This is a genomic window from Pseudomonas eucalypticola (genome assembly GCF_013374995.1).
In the GTDB taxonomy this organism is placed as follows: domain Bacteria; phylum Pseudomonadota; class Gammaproteobacteria; order Pseudomonadales; family Pseudomonadaceae; genus Aquipseudomonas; species Aquipseudomonas eucalypticola.
Map to the genome: position 1 here is coordinate 5194046 of NZ_CP056030.1, position 17257 is coordinate 5211302.

At 64.0% G+C, this 17257-nt stretch carries 15 protein-coding genes; 10 read left to right on the forward strand and 5 right to left on the reverse strand.

Going from position 1 to position 17257, the window contains the following annotated elements:
* Positions 1–108: 108 nt before the first annotated feature.
* The 4 genes from HWQ56_RS23170 to HWQ56_RS23185 are packed head-to-tail and all read right to left on the reverse strand — an operon-like array spanning position 109 to position 4409.
* Positions 109–534, reverse strand: coding sequence for a group I truncated hemoglobin (locus tag HWQ56_RS23170; RefSeq protein WP_158153194.1), 426 nt, complete (start codon positions 532–534; stop codon positions 109–111).
* A 2-nt stretch (positions 535–536) separates the two neighbouring features.
* Positions 537–1394 (reverse strand): DUF3034 family protein, encoded by an 858-nt coding sequence (locus HWQ56_RS23175; RefSeq protein ID WP_176571881.1) that lies wholly within the window; start codon positions 1392–1394, stop codon positions 537–539.
* Positions 1395–1396: 2 nt separating this feature from the next.
* Entirely contained in the window at positions 1397–3745 is a 2349-nt protein-coding gene (locus HWQ56_RS23180) for a putative bifunctional diguanylate cyclase/phosphodiesterase (protein WP_176571882.1), read from the reverse strand.
* The gene (locus HWQ56_RS23185; RefSeq protein ID WP_158153171.1) at positions 3729–4409 is read right to left on the reverse strand and encodes a methylamine utilization protein; all 681 of its coding nucleotides are present in this window, start codon (positions 4407–4409) and stop codon (positions 3729–3731) included. Before HWQ56_RS23185 ends, HWQ56_RS23180 begins: the two co-directional genes overlap by 17 nt.
* A 306-nt stretch (positions 4410–4715) precedes the next feature.
* On the opposite strand from HWQ56_RS23185, the gene lon reads away from it, so the two are divergent.
* The 4 genes from lon (at position 4716) to cmoB (ending at position 9490) form a co-directional block, all read left to right on the forward strand.
* Positions 4716–7133: an endopeptidase La gene (gene lon, locus HWQ56_RS23190; protein ID WP_158153170.1), complete on the forward strand. Its 2418-nt coding sequence runs from the start codon at positions 4716–4718 to the stop codon at positions 7131–7133.
* A gap of 156 nt (positions 7134–7289) precedes the next feature.
* Positions 7290–7682, forward strand: a complete 393-nt coding sequence (locus HWQ56_RS23195; RefSeq protein ID WP_176571883.1) for a protease inhibitor I42 family protein — start codon at positions 7290–7292, stop codon at positions 7680–7682.
* Positions 7683–7793: 111 nt separating this feature from the next.
* Complete coding sequence (gene cmoA / locus HWQ56_RS23200) at positions 7794–8537, forward strand: carboxy-S-adenosyl-L-methionine synthase CmoA (protein WP_158153168.1); 744 nt, start codon at positions 7794–7796, stop codon at positions 8535–8537.
* On the forward strand, positions 8534–9490 hold the full coding sequence (cmoB, locus tag HWQ56_RS23205; RefSeq protein WP_158153167.1) for a tRNA 5-methoxyuridine(34)/uridine 5-oxyacetic acid(34) synthase CmoB: 957 nt from the start codon (positions 8534–8536) through the stop codon (positions 9488–9490). The genes cmoA and cmoB overlap by 4 nt, the downstream gene beginning before the upstream one ends.
* 5 nt (positions 9491–9495) lie before the next feature.
* Here the strand turns inward: cmoB and HWQ56_RS23210 are convergent, their stop codons facing one another.
* Positions 9496–10188, reverse strand: coding sequence for an NUDIX hydrolase (locus HWQ56_RS23210; RefSeq protein ID WP_158153166.1), 693 nt, complete (start codon positions 10186–10188; stop codon positions 9496–9498).
* Positions 10189–10282: 94 nt separating this feature from the next.
* On the opposite strand from HWQ56_RS23210, the gene HWQ56_RS23215 reads away from it, so the two are divergent.
* From HWQ56_RS23215 to HWQ56_RS23240, 6 genes are all read left to right on the forward strand, one after another.
* Positions 10283–10921, forward strand: coding sequence for a nicotinamidase (locus HWQ56_RS23215; RefSeq protein WP_158153165.1), 639 nt, complete (start codon positions 10283–10285; stop codon positions 10919–10921).
* 2 nt (positions 10922–10923) lie between these two features.
* Positions 10924–12117: a nicotinate phosphoribosyltransferase gene (pncB, locus tag HWQ56_RS23220; RefSeq protein WP_158153164.1), complete on the forward strand. Its 1194-nt coding sequence runs from the start codon at positions 10924–10926 to the stop codon at positions 12115–12117.
* Between the two features lie 22 nt (positions 12118–12139).
* Positions 12140–12967, forward strand: a complete 828-nt coding sequence (gene nadE / locus HWQ56_RS23225; RefSeq protein WP_158153162.1) for an ammonia-dependent NAD(+) synthetase — start codon at positions 12140–12142, stop codon at positions 12965–12967.
* 273 nt (positions 12968–13240) lie between these two features.
* A complete protein-coding gene (gene glyA / locus HWQ56_RS23230) occupies positions 13241–14494 on the forward strand; it encodes a serine hydroxymethyltransferase (RefSeq protein ID WP_176571884.1) in 1254 nt (417 codons plus the stop codon).
* A 103-nt stretch (positions 14495–14597) separates the two neighbouring features.
* Positions 14598–15518, forward strand: a complete 921-nt coding sequence (locus tag HWQ56_RS23235; RefSeq protein ID WP_158153159.1) for a LysR family transcriptional regulator — start codon at positions 14598–14600, stop codon at positions 15516–15518.
* A gap of 417 nt (positions 15519–15935) precedes the next feature.
* A complete protein-coding gene (locus HWQ56_RS23240; RefSeq protein ID WP_158154577.1) occupies positions 15936–17237 on the forward strand; it encodes an MFS transporter in 1302 nt (433 codons plus the stop codon).
* Positions 17238–17257: the final 20 nt, after the last annotated feature.

The window sequence follows — 17257 nt, forward strand, 5'->3', positions numbered from 1 at the left end:
GATGCTGTGAAAGAACGGCTCCTTCGGGAGCCGTTTTTTTTGGGGGGAAATTTGGCTGTGTGGCCAAGGTTTCCAGCTTGTGGTTGTGGCAGGTTAAAGCAGTGCCCCCTACTTCCCAATCACCTCCCCCCGCATCGGCGCCAACCTGGCGAGCAACCGGTTCTGCGCCGGCACCGGCACCTGCCTGTCCTCCATGGCCTTGATCAGATCCTCCACCAGGGCATTGAAATCACTGCGCGTCAGGTTCTGCCCCTTGTGCGATTCCGCCATGGTGTCGCCGGTATAGGTGCAAGGCCCACCCGCTTCCACGCAGAACTGCTCGACGAGCTTGTCCCGCAGGCGCGTGATGTTGACGTTGCGAAAATGCCCGACGATGCGCTCATCCTGGGCGATGTGCAGCAGCATGCCTTCGACGATCGCGGTAATCCCGGGCTTGGCGCCCAGGTCACGGTACAGGCTGTCGTCCCTGGGCGGCTGGGTATTGGCGGCGCACGCGCCCAGCAGCAACACAGAGGCCAGCAACACACGACGCATCATCAATAACTCCCCTGGATCGACAGGTATGTACCGTTCTGGTTATCCAGCGTGGCGATCTCCCCCAGCCGGGCGTAGGCCAATACCACCGCGACATGCTTGTTCGGGAACCAGCCCACGAATACGTCGGCCCAGTCGCTCTCGCCGGCGAACGACAGGTTATCGGGCTTCTCCTTGTACTCCACGCCCACTGCCCAGCGCGGGTTGAACAGCACCGCCGCGGAGGCTTCCTTCAACAGGCTGCGGGTGTCGCGGCGGTCGCCACCAAAGCCCAGCACACCCAGTTCGTTAGCGCGGCTATAGCGCAGGTTGCCGTTGAGCAGCAGGTCGTAACCGAAGGCGCCGCCTAGAAACAGCCGGCTGGCGGCCAGGTAGCCCTCCACGTCAGCGTCGCGCTGGGCGCCCACCAGCCGTGGAATCTCGAAGTTGTTGTCGTGCTTGTATTCCAGGCCCAGGGACACCTGGGGCAACTGGTCGTAGATCAGGTCACCGAACAAGCGCACCTTGACCCCGAAAATATCCTGCCCGAGGCTGTCCTGGGGCAAGCCGAACTTGTGCACCAGGCTACCCAGGTCGAAACGCTGGTGCGCGTAGGAGACTTCCACCCGGTTGTCATAACTGGCGGCCAGGCCCACCACGTCCAGGTTGTAGTCGGGCAGGTCGACATGGGTACCGAAGGCCGTGGCTCCCCACTCACCCTGTTCGCCATAGCCGGCCAGCACCGCCCAGGGGTTGATGCCGCCACCTGCCGGGCCGTCCAGGCTGGAGGCACCGCCGGTGGCGAGCAAACGGCCCTGGTCGGCCATGGCCACCGATGACAGGCACAGGGAACACAGCAACAGGGACAATCGACGCGTCATCTTCAGTGCACCATCGCAGACAGGTTAGGCAGGGGGAGCTTCATCCAGGCCTCGAATGCCGATGCCGTGAGCGGCCGGCTGATGAGGTAGCCCTGGGCGGTATCGCAGTGCCAGCGCTCTAGCAGGCGCAGGCTGTGTTCATATTCGACACCCTCGGCCACCACCTTCAGGCCCAGGTTGTGGCTCATCTCGATGGTGGAACGCACGATCACCGCGTCCTCGCTGGTCTCGTCCAGGTCGCGCACGAACGACTGATCGATCTTCAATTCCTGCACCGGCAGGCGCTTGAGGTGTGCCAATGACGAATAGCCGGTGCCGAAATCGTCCACTGACAGGCTGATGCCGCATTCACGCAACCGGTTGAGTACCTTGAGGGCCGATTCGGGCTCGCGCATGATCGCGCTTTCGGTAATCTCGAAGATCAGTTGGCTGGCCGGCACGCTGTATAGCGCCAGCAAGGTGCAAACCCGGTCGGCCAGGTCCTGGCCGAGCAGGTCGTCGGCGGAGATGTTCAATGACAATTGCACCCGCAGGCCGCGCAGGTTCCATTCACCCAGCTGGCGAATGCCCTCCTCGATGACCCAGCGGGTCAGCAATTGGATGCTGCCGGTGCGCTCGGCCAGCTCGATGAATTCTCCCGGCGAGACAATGCCCAATTGCGGATGGTGCCAGCGCAGCAGGGCCTCGGCCTGGCGAACCTTGCCTTCACGGATATCCAGCTTGGGCTGGTAATTGAGCAACAACTCGCCGTTGTCGGCGGCGCGGCGCAGGTCGCGGATCAAGCGGATCTGCCGCTGGTGGGCCAGGTCGCGGCCCTGTTCGTAGACCTGCAGGCGCCCGGGCATCATCGAGGCGTCCTTGAGGGCTACCGCGGCGCGGCTGACCAGCGCTTCAGCATGGTCTCCATCGGCCGGGTACGCCGCAATGCCGATACGGCAATCGATGGCCACGTCATGGCCCTTGAAGCGGTGCGGCTTGAGCAGCAGTTGCTGGATCTTGTCGGCGCGGGCCACCGCGTTGTCACTGTCGGTGTGTTCCAGCAGTAACAGGAACTCGTCGGCGATCAGGTGCGCCAGGGTGTCGCCCGGCGTCAGGGTAGCCTGCAGGCGTTGCCCCACCTGGTGCAGCAGACCGTCGATGAACACCGAACCGGCGCCATCGCTGAGGGCACGCAGGTTGTCGATGCCCAGGTACACCAGGGCCACCGGGCGCTGGGCGGCGATGGCGCTGCTCAGGCGTTCCATGGCCAACGTACGGTTGGGCAGGCCGGTCAGGCTGTCGTGCAGGGCGTTGTACGCCAATTGCTGCTCGCGCTCGGCGATCCCCACACGCATATGGTTGAACGCCTTGGCCAGCAGCCCGAGTTCGTCGCGGCGCTCCAGGTCCACCGGCGTCTGGTAATCACCCGTGCCGATACGGGCCGCGGCCTGGGCCAGCATCTGCACGGGCTGCGACACGCTGCGCGCCAGCAGCAAGGCACCGACCAGGGACGCCGCCAAGGCCGTGATGGCGATGAACAAAATGGTGTTGTCCAGCGCCGAGAACGCCTGCAAGGCTTCATCCAGCGGGCTCTGCAGCAGGGCGATGACCTGGCCGCCGTCGTTGTTGTCGAGCATCAACGGCTGGCTCAGGTAGGTGCGATCGTCATGGGTGGCCTGGGACACATGATTGCTGTTGGCGTGTTCCAGCATCCAGTTGGTGATGGCCGGCTGCAGGCTGGCGGGCTGGGTGCTGACCAGTTTGCCCAACTGGCCATCGTCGCGGGACAGGAATGACACCTGCAGGTTGGTCAGGTTGTGCAGTTCCTGGGCCAAGGCATCGTCCATCACGAACCCCACCACCACCCGGCCAATGGGCAAGGGCGCCATCACCGGCGCTTCCACCAGCAAATGCGGCTCGCCCCGCAAGGGCACGATCAGCATCGCCTGGTTCTGCCGGCGGGCATCGCGCAGCGCCTGGTCGTAGCGAAAGCGGCTACCGTCCTCGAGTTCCGGCACCGTGCTGGCCATGACCTTGCCGTCCATGCTCAGCAGGATCATGTCACTGGCGCCAATACGCGCCCCATGGTTGGCCAGCGCCGAGCGCAGGGTAGCCGAATCGCCACTGGCCACGGCATCGCGGAAGCCGAAATCGGCCGCCAGCAGCTGGGCGGCGTCCTTGAGGCGCTTGCCACGCACGTCCAGCAAGCGCTCGAACACCCGCGAGCCCACTTGCAGTTGCTCGGCCGCCTGACCGCGCACCGCGTCGGTGGTCGCCAGCTTCACCGACAGCGTCAGTGCCGCGATCACGAACAGCAGCAGCAACGTCAGGACGCAGGCAATGCGGGCCTGGAAACTACTTCTGAGTTTCACGGACAGCTTTATTGAAGGCATCGCCGAAGCCACTTGTTTCAGGAGCATGGGGGGTATCAGCCGCCAGGGGCTCTACCGTGAGGTTCCAGGTGCGTTGCAAGCCGCTGGCAGGCACGTCGATGCTGCCGCCAGGGGTCACGCTCTGGTCGGGTGACTGCGGGTGCCACAAGGTGGCCTGGTAACGGCCGGGCGGGACGTCCAGGTTCAGGGTGCCATCGGCACCGCTGACAGCGGACCAGGGGTCGTCGGTGACGTAGATGTAACCCAGCATCCAGTCATGGATGTTGCAGCCCAGCACCACCACGCCCGGTTTGTCGAACAGCAACGGGTCGGTGGGCGTCCCTTCGTACAAGCGCAGCTCGAAGCGCTTGGGCGGTGAGAACGAATACACCTGGTGGCGGATGTTGTCGCTGTTGGGGAAGCGAATGCGGGTGCCGGTATGCACGGCCAGCACGTGGGGCACGAACTCCTGCTTGACCTGGTCCATGCTGGCGGTAGGCGTGGCATTCCCCGCCGCACTGTCGCCGGCCAGGGTCAGCACCGCATCAGCCAACGGCTTGCCCTGGGCGTCCAGTATCAGCGCCTTGAGCGGGGCGGCAGCCGAGAAGGCCGATGCCCACAGGCCCAGCATCAATACAGCAAATCGCACACAGGTTTTTGCCATGGTGGCACCCAAGGTCGGAAAACACATATCGCCAGCCCTGGCAGTTTCAGCCGAGCCAGAATAAACACCCTGGCTCCAGAGATCACGCCATGATTATGGCTTATTGCCATCATCCCTGAATTCCCGACGAAAGGGGGCGAACTCAATCAGGAGCGTAGCACTTCGTGCCGGCGACGCAGTCTCGCGGCCGCGGGGCCGCTCTGTATGAAGGTTATCGTCAGGTTTTGGTAAAGCTGGAGTGCCGCCATTGAAACCACTGCCCGCCTGCCCCATCTAAACCGGCATAGTCATTTGCGCAGGTGCCCCATGAGCGACCAGCAGGATTTCCCGGAACACCCCACTGCCCCCCTGGACCACGACCACATCGAACATTCGACCCACTCCAGCACCGAGCTGGCATTGCCCGGCCAGAACCTGCCGGACAAGGTCTACATCATCCCGATCCACAACCGCCCGTTCTTCCCCGCGCAAGTGCTGCCGGTGATCGTCAACGAAGAGCCGTGGGCCGAGACCCTGGACCTGGTGGCCAAGGAGCCACATCACTCGCTGGCGCTGTTCTTCATGGAAACACCCCAGGACACCCGCCACCTGGACACCGCCAACCTGCCGCTGTACGGCACCCTGGTGAAGATCCACCACGCCAGCCGCGAAAACGGCAAGCTGCAGTTCGTGGCCCAGGGCCTGTCCCGCGTGCGCATCCGCAACTGGCTCAAGCACCACCGCCCGCCCTACCTGGTGGAAGTGGAATACCCGCACCAACCCGCCGAGCCCACCGACGAGGTGAAGGCCTACGGCATGGCGCTGATCAACGCCATCAAGGAATTGCTGCCGCTCAACCCGCTGTACAGCGAAGAGCTGAAGAACTACCTCAACCGCTTCAGCCCCAACGACCCCTCGCCGCTCACCGATTTCGCCGCCGCCCTGACCTCCGCCACCGGCGCCGAGTTGCAGCAGGTGCTGGACTGCGTGCCCATGCTCAAGCGCATGGAAAAAGTACTGCCCATGCTGCGCAAAGAGGTTGAAGTAGCACGCCTGCAGAAGGAGATTTCCGCCGAGGTGAACCGCCAGATCGGCGAGCACCAGCGCGAGTTCTTCCTCAAGGAACAACTCAAGGTCATCCAGCAGGAGCTGGGCCTGACCAAGGACGACCGCAGCGCCGACCTCGAGCAGTTCCAGCAGCGCCTGGAAGGCAAGACCCTGCCACCCCAGGCGCAAAAGCGCGTGGATGAGGAAATGGGCAAACTGGCGATCCTGGAAACCGGGTCGCCGGAGTACGCCGTCACCCGCAACTACCTGGAATGGGCCACCGCCCTGCCCTGGGGCGTGTACGGCAAAGACAAGCTGGACCTCAAATTCGCCCGCAAGGTCATGGACCAGCATCATGCCGGCCTTGACGACATCAAGAGCCGCATCCTCGAATTCCTTGCCGTGGGCGCCTACAAAGGCGAGATCAGCGGCTCCATCGTGCTGCTGGTGGGGCCGCCTGGTGTGGGCAAGACCAGTGTCGGCAAGTCCATCGCCGAGTCCCTGGGCCGGCCTTTCTACCGTTTCAGCGTGGGCGGCATGCGTGACGAGGCCGAAATCAAGGGCCACCGCCGCACCTACATCGGCGCCCAGCCGGGCAAGCTGGTGCAGGCACTGAAAGACGTGGAAGTGATGAACCCGGTGATCATGCTCGACGAGATCGACAAGATGGGCCAGAGCTACCAGGGCGATCCGGCTTCGGCGCTGCTGGAGACCCTGGACCCGGAACAGAACGTCGACTTCCTCGACCACTACCTGGACCTGCGCCTGGACCTGTCCAAAGTGCTGTTCGTGTGTACGGCCAACACCTTGGACTCGATCCCCGGGCCGCTGCTGGACCGCATGGAAGTGATTCGCCTGTCGGGCTACATCACCGAAGAGAAACTGGCGATTGCCAAGCGCCACTTGTGGCCCAAGCAGTTGGAGAAGGCCGGTGTCGACAAGAGCCGGCTGAGCATCAGCGACACCGCGCTGCGTGCCGTGATCGAAGGTTATGCCCGCGAAGCCGGCGTGCGACAGCTGGAGAAACAGCTGGGCAAACTGGTGCGCAAGGCCGTGGTGCGCCTGCTGGATGCGCCGGACAGTGTGATCAAGATCGGCCCCAAGGACCTCGAAGCCTCGCTGGGCATGCCAGTGTTCCGCAGCGAACAGGTGCTGTCGGGCAAAGGCGTTATCACCGGCCTGGCCTGGACCAGCATGGGCGGCGCGACCCTGCCCATCGAAGCTACGCGCATTCACACCCACAACCGCGGCTTCAAGCTGACCGGGCAACTGGGCGAGGTAATGAAGGAGTCAGCGGAAATTGCCCACAGCTACATCAGTTCCAACCTGCAGCAATACGGTGCCGATCCCACCTTCTTCGACGAGGCGTTCGTGCACCTGCACGTACCGGAGGGCGCCACGCCCAAGGACGGCCCCAGCGCCGGCGTGACCATGGCCAGCGCCCTGCTGTCCCTGGCCCGTGACCAGGCGCCGAAAAAAGGCGTGGCCATGACTGGCGAGCTGACGCTGACCGGGCATGTGCTGCCGATCGGCGGTGTGCGCGAGAAAGTGATCGCGGCGCGGCGGCAGAAGATCAATGAACTGATCCTGCCGGAAGCCAACCGCGGGCACTTCGAAGAGCTGCCGGACTACCTCAAGCAAGGGCTGACGGTGCACTTCGCCAAGCGCTTCGCCGATGTGGCGAAAGTGTTGTTCTGACCCGTTGTGGGACCGAGCGAAGCTCGGGAAGCAGGCAACGCGAAATACCTGAAGGTTCGCGGCGTATGCTTCCCGAGCTTCGCCCGGCCCCACAGGGTCGGAGCCCCATTTTTTCGGTTATGCTGGCGGCCATCCTTGCCACCCGTGGAGCCGCCCATGACCGCCGCCCGCTTTCTCCTGCCCGCCAGCATTGCCCTGCTGGCCGCCTGCGCCCAGCAACCGGCGCACAACGTCGACCTGGCCAAACAGAGCGAATGCCCGCTGAAACTGGTCAATGGCCAAACTCTCACCCTCACCTTGCCCAGCAACCCCACCACCGGCTACCGCTGGCTGGTGCAGAACCCCGCACCCGCGGTGCTGCGGGTACTGAGCCCGGAGGTGTACAGCAACCCCGAGGACGCCGGGCTGGTAGGCGCCGCCGGGCAATCGACGTGGCGCTTCCAGGCCAAGGCCGCCGGGCAGGGGCAGTTGCTGCTGGTGCTGCAGCAACCGTGGGCGCCGGAGGTGAAGCCAGTGCAGGTGTTCGACTGCGCCATCACCGTGAAGTGAGATTGGCGTAGCCGGGGAAACAGCCGACGCGATTCATCAGGCATACCTGCAATAAACCGCCATTCCCGCTAAAATGCCGCCCCTCGATTTTCCCGACCCGCCGGAACCGCCGTGAGCAAAGAACCCGACCGCATTTTCGCCCAGCCCCTGGCCCAGGTGCCCGACTTCGTTTTCAACGAAGACGTGGTGCGGGTATTCCCGGACATGATCAAGCGTTCGGTGCCTGGCTACCCGACCATCGTCGAGAACCTCGGTGTGCTCGCCGCCCAGTTCGCCCAGCCGCACACCGCGCTGTATGACCTGGGCAGTTCCCTGGGCGCCGTGACCCAATCGCTGCGCCGCCACGTGCGCACCGACGACTGCCGGGTGATCGCAGTGGACAACTCCAGCGCCATGGTCGAGCGCTGCCGTGAATACCTCAATGCCCAGGACTCGATGTTCCAGGAGCTGCTGCCGGTGCAGGTCATCGACGGCGACATTCTCAGCCTGGACTTCCAGCCGGCCTCGGTCATCGCCCTGAACTTCACCCTGCAGTTCATCAGCCGCGACCAGCGCCTTGGCCTGCTGCAACGCATCCGCCAGGCCCTGGTGCCCGGTGGGGCGCTGATTCTCTCGGAAAAGCTGCGCTTTGCCGACAGCCAGGAACACGACCTGCTCACCGACCTGCACATCGCCTTCAAGCGCGCCAATGGCTACAGCGAACTGGAAATTGCCCAGAAGCGCAGCGCCATCGAAAACGTGATGAAGCCCGACAGCCTGGAAGAACACCGCGAGCGCCTGCTGGCGGCCGGCTTCTCCAAGGTGGTGCCATGGTTCCAATGCCTTAATTTTGCCTCGTTGATTGCCCTGCCATGATTGATCTAGCCCCCCTGGTCCGCCGCATGGCGGGCACGCCCCTGGCCACGTGGAGCGAGGGCCTGCAGGCCCAGCTCGACGCCAAGATGGAAAAAGGCCACGGTGACCTGGAGCGCTGGCAGGCGGCACTCGATGCCTTGCCTGCGGTGCGACCCAGTGAAATAGACCTGGTCGACACACTGACCCTGGACTGCGCCTGCGACGACGCCACCCGCCAGCAGATGCACGATGCCCTGATGGGGCTATCGCCCTGGCGCAAAGGCCCGTTCAACCTGTTCGGCGTGCACGTGGACACCGAATGGCGCTCGGACTGGAAATGGTCGCGGGTCGCGCCGCACCTGGATCTCAAGGGCAAGCGGGTGCTCGACGTGGGCTGCGGCAACGGTTACTACCAGTGGCGCATGCTCGGTGCCGGCGCCGACAGCGTCATCGGCGTGGACCCCAACTGGCTGTTCTTCTGCCAGTTCCAGGCCGTGCAACGCTACCTGCCCGACCTGCCCGCCTGGCACCTGCCGTTCGCCCTGGAGGACCTGCCGGCGAACCTCGAAGGCTTCGACACAGTATTTTCCATGGGCGTGTTCTACCATCGCCGTTCGCCGATCGAACACCTGCTGGCGCTGAAGGACTGCCTGGTCAAGGGTGGCGAGTTGGTACTGGAAACCCTGGTAGTGCCTGGCGACAAGCACCAGGTGCTGGTACCGGAAGACCGCTACGCGCAGATGCGCAACGTGTGGTTCCTGCCCTCGGTTGCGGCCCTGGAACTGTGGCTGCGCCGCGCCGGGTTCCGCGACATCGAATGCGTGGACGTCAGCATCACCACGGTGCAGGAACAACGCAGCACCGAGTGGATGAAATACCAGTCACTGGGCGACTTCCTCGACCCCAACGACCACAGCCGCACCATCGAAGGCCTGCCGGCGCCGATGCGCGCCGTGCTCAAGGCCCGCAAGTAAGCCTCTCAGACCAGCACGCTGCGGTCGAACACGAACACCCGGCCCGCCTCGGGCCGGTGCTCCAGCAGCGTCTGCGGCCGGCCCATGGGTGGCCGGTTCTTCTCCCCCGTATCGATGATCCAGCCCTTGTCCTTCATGCGCTCCAGACGCCCCCGCAGGGTAGTGTGCTGCACCGCCTGGCCCAGGCAGGCTTCGAATGCCGCCAAGGCTTCGGTGACCGTGAACCGCGGCTGCAACAGGTGCAGCGGCAACGCCGTGTACACCGCTTTGGCAGCGAGCCGCGCGTGGGCCTGGGCCACCAGTTCGGTGTGGTCGAACGGCAACGCCTGGCGACCTTGCAGAACATCATCCAGGGCGAAGAAGCGCAGGTCTTGGCCTTCCAGCCGTGTGGTGGGGCACAGCAATGCCAGGTAAATGGTACTCATGGACCAGCCACGCGGGTCACGGCTGGCGCTGCCTACCGTGGCGACCTGCTCCAGGTACCGGGGGGCGACCCGTGCCTTTTCCTCCAGCGCGCGGCTGGCGGCGGCGTCCAGGCTGGGGTCAGCGCAGCGGCCATTGACCAGCACACCAGGCAGCGCCCACTGGTCGCTGAACGGCTCGCGAGCGCGGCGGATCAGCAGCAGCTCCAAGCGCTGGTGCTCGTTGAGGCGCAGCGCGACGATGTCGACACTCGCCAGGATCTGGGCGTTGCTCATGGTGCCTCCCTCTTGCCCGGCATAATTTTGCTTGACCACATATTACATCAGGTGGAATATGTAGTCACGCACAGCGAAGCAAGGAGTTGCCGCCATGAAGATCGCCAGTTTCGACATCGACGCCCAAAAGGGCTTCACCCCCCTCTGCCCGGCTGAGCTGCCGGTGCCTGAAGGCCACCTGATCGGCGCGGCGCTCAACCACCTGGCCCGCTACGCCGACCTGCGCCTGGGCAGCAAGGATGCCCACACGCCCCATGCCGCGTGGGTGGTGCCCAGCCACGCCGAGATGCTGCAACCCCTGAACCTGCCCAACGCCGACATCACCTGGGTCAGCCACTGCGTGCCCGGCACCCCCGGTTTCGAGTTGCTGGACGAGCTGCCCACGCCGCTGGACTACGACTTTTTCGTGTGGAAAGGCATCGAGCCAGACCTGCACCCCTACGGCGCCTGCTACCACGACCTGGCCGACACCCGCAGCACCGGCGCCATCGAGTTCCTGCGCCAGCACGGCGTGGGCTGCGTGCTGGTGGGCGGCCTGGCGCTGGACTACTGCGTCAAGACCACCGCCCTGCAACTGCGCCGCGCCGGCTTCCGGGTAGGCGTGTACCTGCCGGCTTGCCGCGCCATCGCCCAGGACACTGCCCGCGCGGCCTGCGAACAGATGCAGGCCGAGGGCATCGAACTGTACGCTAGCGCCGCCGAACTGGCCGCCGCCCTGAACAAGGAAGCCTGACCATGGCCGAGAGTATTTTCGCCGACCGTATCGTGCAGAACCTGCTGGACACCGACTTCTACAAGCTGACCATGATGCAGGCCGTGCTGCACAACTACCCCAACGCCGAGGTGGAATGGGAGTTTCGCTGCCGCAACGCCGAAGACCTGACGCCCTACCTGGCCGAGATTCGCTACCAGATCGAGCGCCTGGCCGAAATCTCCATCACCCACGACCAGTTGGCCTTCCTGGAGCGCATCCCGTTCATGAAACCGGATTTCATCCGTTTCCTGAGCCTGTTCCGCTTCAACCTGCGCTACGTGCATACCAGCATCGAAGCCGGCCAACTGTGCATCCGCCTGCGCGGCCCCTGGCTGCACGTGATCCTCTACGAGATCCCGTTGCTGGCGATCATCAGCGAGGTGCGCAACCGCTACCGCTACCGCGATGTGGCGCTGGAGCAGGCCACCGAGCAGTTGTACAAGAAGCTCGACTGGCTCAAGGCCGAAGCCAGCCCCAGCGAACTGAGCGGTTTCCAACTGGCCGACTTCGGCACCCGCCGGCGCTTTTCCTACCGGGTGCAGGAGGAGGTAGTGCATATCCTCAAGCGCGACTTCCCCGGCCGGTTCGTTGGCACCAGCAACGTGCACCTGGCCCGCGAGCTGGAGGTGAAACCCATCGGCACCATGGCCCACGAGTGGTTCATGGCCCACCAGCAACTGGGCCCGCGGCTGATCGACAGCCAGATCGCCGCCCTGGACTGCTGGGTGCGTGAATACCGCGGCCTGCTGGGTATCGCGCTCACCGACTGCATCACCATGAATGCCTTTCTCAAGGACTTCGACCTGTATTTCGCCAAGCTTTTCGACGGTTTGCGCCACGACTCCGGCGACCCGCTGGCCTGGGCGGAAAAGGCCATCCGGCACTATGAAAGCCTGGGCATCGACCCATTGAGCAAGACGCTGATCTTTTCCGACGGCCTGACGCTGCCCAAGGCCCTGGAACTGTATAGAGCGCTGCACGGCCGGATCCATGTAAGCTTTGGCATCGGCACCAACCTGACCTGCGACATACCCGGGGTCGAGCCCATGAACATCGTGATCAAGATGACCGCCTGCAACGGCCATCCGGTGGCGAAAATCTCCGATACGCCAGGCAAGACCCAATGCCTGGACGAGAACTTCGTTACCTACCTCAAACATGTATTTCGCGTCTGAATTGCACCCTCAGGAGTTCGACATGAGCAACCGTCAAATCGAAATCGCCGCGGCCCTCAACGTGGTACCGCCCTTCGCCGACACTGCCGCCCTGGTGGCCGAAGTGGAACGGCGCAAGGCGTTCATCAAGCAGTGCTTGCGCAACGCCCACGTGAAGGTGCTGGTGCTGGGCATCAGCGGCGGCGTCGACTCGCTCACCGCAGGCCGCCTGGCGCAGTTATCGGTGGAAGAACTGCGCGCCGAGACCGGCGACGACGGCTATCAATTCATCGCCGTGCGCTTGCCCTATAACATTCAGCACGATGAACACGATGCCGCCGCCTCGATGCAGTTCATCCGCGCAGACGTGGAAGACACCGTCAACATCGCCGGCGCCGTGCTGGGGCTGTCCGAGCAGGTCGCGCACCTGCATGGCCTCACCGACGCCCGCCGCGACTTTGTCATCGGCAACGCCAAGGCGCGTATCCGCATGGTGGCTCAGTACACCATCGCCAACGCCAACAACGGCCTGGTGATCGGTACCGACCACGCCGCCGAGGCCGTGATGGGCTTTTTCACCAAATTCGGCGACGGTGCCTGCGACCTGGCCCCGCTCAGCGGCCTGGTGAAGCACCAGGTACGGGCCATTGCCCGGCACCTGGGCGCCCCGGAAAACCTGGTGGAGAAAGTGCCTACCGCCGACCTGGAAGAACTGCGCCCGGGCAAGCCAGATGAGGAAGCCCACGGCGTGACCTACGCCCAGATCGACGCCTTCCTTCACGGCGAAAAGGTCAGCGAGGAGGCCTACGCCATCATCGTGCGCACCTACGACAACAGCCAGCACAAACGCGAGTTACCGTTCGCGCCGTAAAGCCCAGGAGCGGATGAGGCAGATGCAGGAGCTGGGTCAACAGCTCCTGCGCGCGCTGTATCGATACCTTTCCATCGTAATGAACCCATTACGAACGCAACCATCCATCCCTGATTGCTGACGATTTCACCCATGTGAACGAACGATGTGGAACGAAATCATTGCAGACGGTCGCAGGACACCCTGATAACCCGTTGATTTTTATAGTATAAAAAGCTGGCACCGCCCTTGCTCTGTCCACTCCATCTCAACACTGGACACAAGGACCGCCCCATGTTCTCCAAAAGCCTCACCCTCGCCGACTTCGACCCTGCCCTGAACGATGCCATTGCCCTGGAAGCCCATCGCCAGGAGCAACACATCGAACTGATCGCCTCCGAGAACTACACCAGCCCCGCCGTGATGCAGGCCCAAGGCAGTGTGCTGACGAACAAATACGCCGAAGGTTACCCGGGCAAGCGCTACTACGGCGGCTGTGAGCACGTGGATGTGGTCGAGCAACTGGCCATCGACCGCGCCAGGCAACTGTTTGGCGCCGATTATGCCAACGTCCAGCCGCACTCGGGCAGCCAGGCCAACGCGGCGGTGTTCCTGGCGCTGCTGCAACCGGGCGACACCGTGCTGGGCATGAGCCTGACCCACGGCGGACACCTGACCCATGGCGCCAAGGTCAGTTTTTCCGGCCGGCTGTACAACGCAGTGCAGTACGGCATCGACGACCAGGGGCTGATCGACTATGACGAGGTGGAGCGCCTGGCCGTGCAGCATCAACCCAAGATGCTGATCGCCGGCTTTTCGGCCTATTCGCGCACCCTGGATTTCGCCCGCTTCCGAGCCATTGCCGACCAGGTGGGCGCCTGGTTGTTCGTGGATATGGCCCATGTCGCGGGGCTGGTGGCCGCCGGCCTCTACCCCAACCCGGTGCCTTACGCGGACGTGGTCACTACCACGACCCACAAGACCCTGCGTGGGCCGCGCGGTGGCCTGATCCTGGCGCGCAGCAACCCTACCGTGGAGAAGAAGCTGGACTCGGCGGTATTTCCCGGCGGCCAGGGCGGCCCGCTGATGCACGTCATCGCCGCCAAGGCGGTGTGCTTCAAAGAGGCCCTGGCCCCGGCGTTCAAGGTGTACCAGCGGCAGGTCATCGATAACGCCCGTGCCATGGCTGGGGTGTTCGTGGCGCGCGGCTATGACGTGGTGTCCGCCGGTACCGATAACCACCTGTTCCTGGTCAGCCTGATCCGCCGCGGCATCACCGGCAAGGACGCCGACGCCGCGCTGGGCCGTGTGCACATCACCGTCAACAAGAACGCCGTGCCCAACGACCCGCAGTCGCCTTTCGTGACCTCGGGCCTGCGCATCGGCACGCCTGCCGTCACCACGCGTGGCTTTGGCGAAGCCGAATGCACGCGCCTGGCGGGCTGGATCTGTGATGTGCTCGACCACCTGGGCGACGCCGACGTGGAAGCCGAAGTGGCCGCGCAGGTAGCCGCGCTGAGCAAGGCTTTCCCGGTTTACGGGCGCTGATACACGGCAAGGGCTGCCCTGCACCCGCGACCTTCTGGCACACTTCACCCAGACGCCCGTGCAGGGCAACCTTACAGGCCTGTGGCCGTTGTCAGGAATAACAATGAAACTGCATCAACTCCGTGCGCTTGTATCCATCCATGAAACCGGCAGCCTGCAAGATGCCTCCCAGGTACTGCACCTGACCCAGTCGGCCCTGAGCCGGGCCATCAAGGAACTCGAGAACGAACTGGGCATTACCCTGCTGGTACGCTCCAACAAGGGCATGACCCTCACCGAATATGGCCAGCGCATGCTCGGCCACGCTCGCCAGGCGCTGGAAAGCGTGCGCCGGGCGCGCCAGGAAATCGAAGACATGAAGGGCCTGGTGGTCAGCGAGATCACCATTGGCGTCACCCCGGTCACCGCCCTGCTGCAATCGCTCAAACACACCCTGCTGAGCTTTCAGCAAAGCTACCCCAACGCCACCCTCAAAGTGCTGGAGATGCGCCCCGCGCAGCTGTTGCAGCACCTGCGCGATGGCCTGCTGGACTTCGCCCTGACCTCACAGGTGCCCGTCAACGCCGTGGGCCTGGACTGGCAACCCCTGTGCCGCATTCCCGGCGTGGTGGTCGTGCGCAAGGACCACCCCCTGCGCAATGTACGGTCCCTGCGCTTGTTGCAGCAGGCCCACTGGATCAGCGTCGACCCACTCACCGACAGCCAGTCGCAGTTCAACCAACTGTTCGAAGGCAGTGCCCTGGGCCGCCCGCGCAAAGTGTTCGAGTGCACGGCCATGAACTTGGCGATCAAGATGCTGATCGACAGCGACGCGGTGATGATCATGAGCCAGCCAGCCCTGGGCCATGACCTGGTAGGGCTGAGCGACATGTCCAAGCACCTGCAGAAAATCGACATTCAGGAGCCAGTGCCGGATTATTCGGTGAACCTGGTGTGCGTGAACCGCAGCTACCTGACCAAGACCGCAGGGCAGCTTTTCGCCCATCTGCACGAGCAATTGGCGGGCAAACCCCTGCTTATTTAGTGCCCTCCTTACCCGTGGGACCGAACGAAGGTCGGGAATGCCGCGCCGCGTAATCACTGTTTCGCCGCGCCGATATTTTCCTGAACTTCGCCCGGCCCCACGCCAGATTGCTGGAGCATTGCGCAAGGGGTTTACCGCCAGGCTGGATGCCCCCGCAACGCCGCCGTACCGCGTGCTTTCGCGACCTCGCTCGCCAGGCCCACCTTCCGCACGCCCCCACCGTTACCCATCTCCCCAGCCCGCGAGCACCAGATTCGCGCATCGCGAGTCGAAAATGCCCACAACCCTCGCCAGCTTTTTCCCTGCCGCCCGTTCATCCACACCAACGGTTGGGGCCTTGCATAAAAGGGATGTGCAGTTTGCGCGGCGCTGTTCAACACTCCCGCTCACCACGACCCCGGGTACAGGAACAGCGCCATGAAGAGCACCCCCGCCAGCGATTTGCCGCTCCACCCCAGCCCCGCCATGGCCTCGCTGCAGGCGCGCAAGATGCGCCGCGTGGTCATTGCCTCGTCACTGGGCAATGGCCTGGAAATCTACGACTTCACCGTGTACAGCTTCTTCGCCGTGATCATCGGCAAACTGTTCTTTCCCGGTGAGTCAGCGCTGGCATCGCTGTTGATGTCGCTGGCGACCTTTGCCGTGGGCTTTCTGATGCGACCGCTGGGCGCCGTGCTGATTGGCCGCGTCGCTGACCGTCGTGGGCGCAAGGCGGCGTTGTCACTGACCATCGCCCTGATGACCGTAGGCACCGGCATCATCGCCTTCACCCCGACCTATGCCAGCATCGGCATCACCGCCACCCTGCTGCTGGTATTCGGCCGCCTGCTGCAAGGCCTGTCGGCGGGCGGTGAGGTGGGCAGCGCCTCGGCGTTCCTGATGGAGTCAGGCAGCACCGCCAACCGCTGTTTCATGGTCAGCTGGCAGGGCGCGAGCCAAGGTGCGGCCGCCTTGCTGGGGGCGCTCACCGGCTTGCTATTGAGCAGCAACCTGAGCCCCGAGGCGTTGCAAAGCTGGGGCTGGCGCGTACCGTTCATCATCGGCCTGATGATCGGCCCGGTGGGCTGGTTCATTCGCCAGCACCTGGATGAAACCCATACCGATACCGCCGACACCCCCTCGCTGGCACAGTTGCTGCGCGATCACAAAGGCACCCTGCTGCTGGGCATCATGTGGATGGCGGCCTCCACCGTGAGCATGTACATGGTGGTGTTCTACATGCCTACCTACCTGGTGCAGACCCTGCACTACCCGGGCAGTTTTTCCTTCGCCCTGGTGGGCCTGGCCAGTGCCCTGCTGGCGGTGATCCCGCCGATCGCCGCACGTTATGCCGACCGGTTTACCCGGCGCAAGCCACTGCTGTACTGGGTGGCCGGGCTGGCGCTGGTGTTCGCCTACCCTTCGTTTCTGCTCTTGGGCCTGCAAAGCACCTGGCTGTGCATGCTGGCCATCGCCTTGCTGATCATGCCCATGGCCGTTGGCGTGGGCGCCAGTTTCGCCATGCTGATGGAGGCCTTTCCCCGCGAACAGCGCGTCACCGGGCTGTCGGTGATCTACAGCTTCGGCGTGACCCTGTTCGGTGGTTTCTCGCCGCTGCTGGTGACCTGGCTGATCGGCCTGACCGGCAATCCCTTGACCCCTGCCCTGTACCTGATCGCCACCCTGGTGCTGAGCCTGATCGCCCTGCGCCTGTTCCCGGAACACCCAGGCCGCGCCTGAGCCCCCCTTTACTGCCAGAA

Coding starts and splice junctions, on each gene's coding strand:
- HWQ56_RS23195 (WP_176571883.1), top strand. CDS start 7,290: ATGACCGCCGCCCGCTTTCTCCTGCCCGCCAGCATTGCCCTGCTGGCC.
- nadE (WP_158153162.1), top strand. CDS start 12,140: ATGAGCAACCGTCAAATCGAAATCGCCGCGGCCCTCAACGTGGTACCG.
- HWQ56_RS23185 (WP_158153171.1), bottom strand. CDS start 4,409: ATGGCAAAAACCTGTGTGCGATTTGCTGTATTGATGCTGGGCCTGTGG.
- HWQ56_RS23170 (WP_158153194.1), bottom strand. CDS start 534: ATGCGTCGTGTGTTGCTGGCCTCTGTGTTGCTGCTGGGCGCGTGCGCC.
- lon (WP_158153170.1), top strand. CDS start 4,716: ATGAGCGACCAGCAGGATTTCCCGGAACACCCCACTGCCCCCCTGGAC.
- pncB (WP_158153164.1), top strand. CDS start 10,924: ATGGCCGAGAGTATTTTCGCCGACCGTATCGTGCAGAACCTGCTGGAC.
- cmoB (WP_158153167.1), top strand. CDS start 8,534: ATGATTGATCTAGCCCCCCTGGTCCGCCGCATGGCGGGCACGCCCCTG.
- HWQ56_RS23210 (WP_158153166.1), bottom strand. CDS start 10,188: ATGAGCAACGCCCAGATCCTGGCGAGTGTCGACATCGTCGCGCTGCGC.
- glyA (WP_176571884.1), top strand. CDS start 13,241: ATGTTCTCCAAAAGCCTCACCCTCGCCGACTTCGACCCTGCCCTGAAC.
- HWQ56_RS23215 (WP_158153165.1), top strand. CDS start 10,283: ATGAAGATCGCCAGTTTCGACATCGACGCCCAAAAGGGCTTCACCCCC.
- HWQ56_RS23240 (WP_158154577.1), top strand. CDS start 15,936: ATGAAGAGCACCCCCGCCAGCGATTTGCCGCTCCACCCCAGCCCCGCC.
- HWQ56_RS23175 (WP_176571881.1), bottom strand. CDS start 1,394: ATGACGCGTCGATTGTCCCTGTTGCTGTGTTCCCTGTGCCTGTCATCG.
- HWQ56_RS23235 (WP_158153159.1), top strand. CDS start 14,598: ATGAAACTGCATCAACTCCGTGCGCTTGTATCCATCCATGAAACCGGC.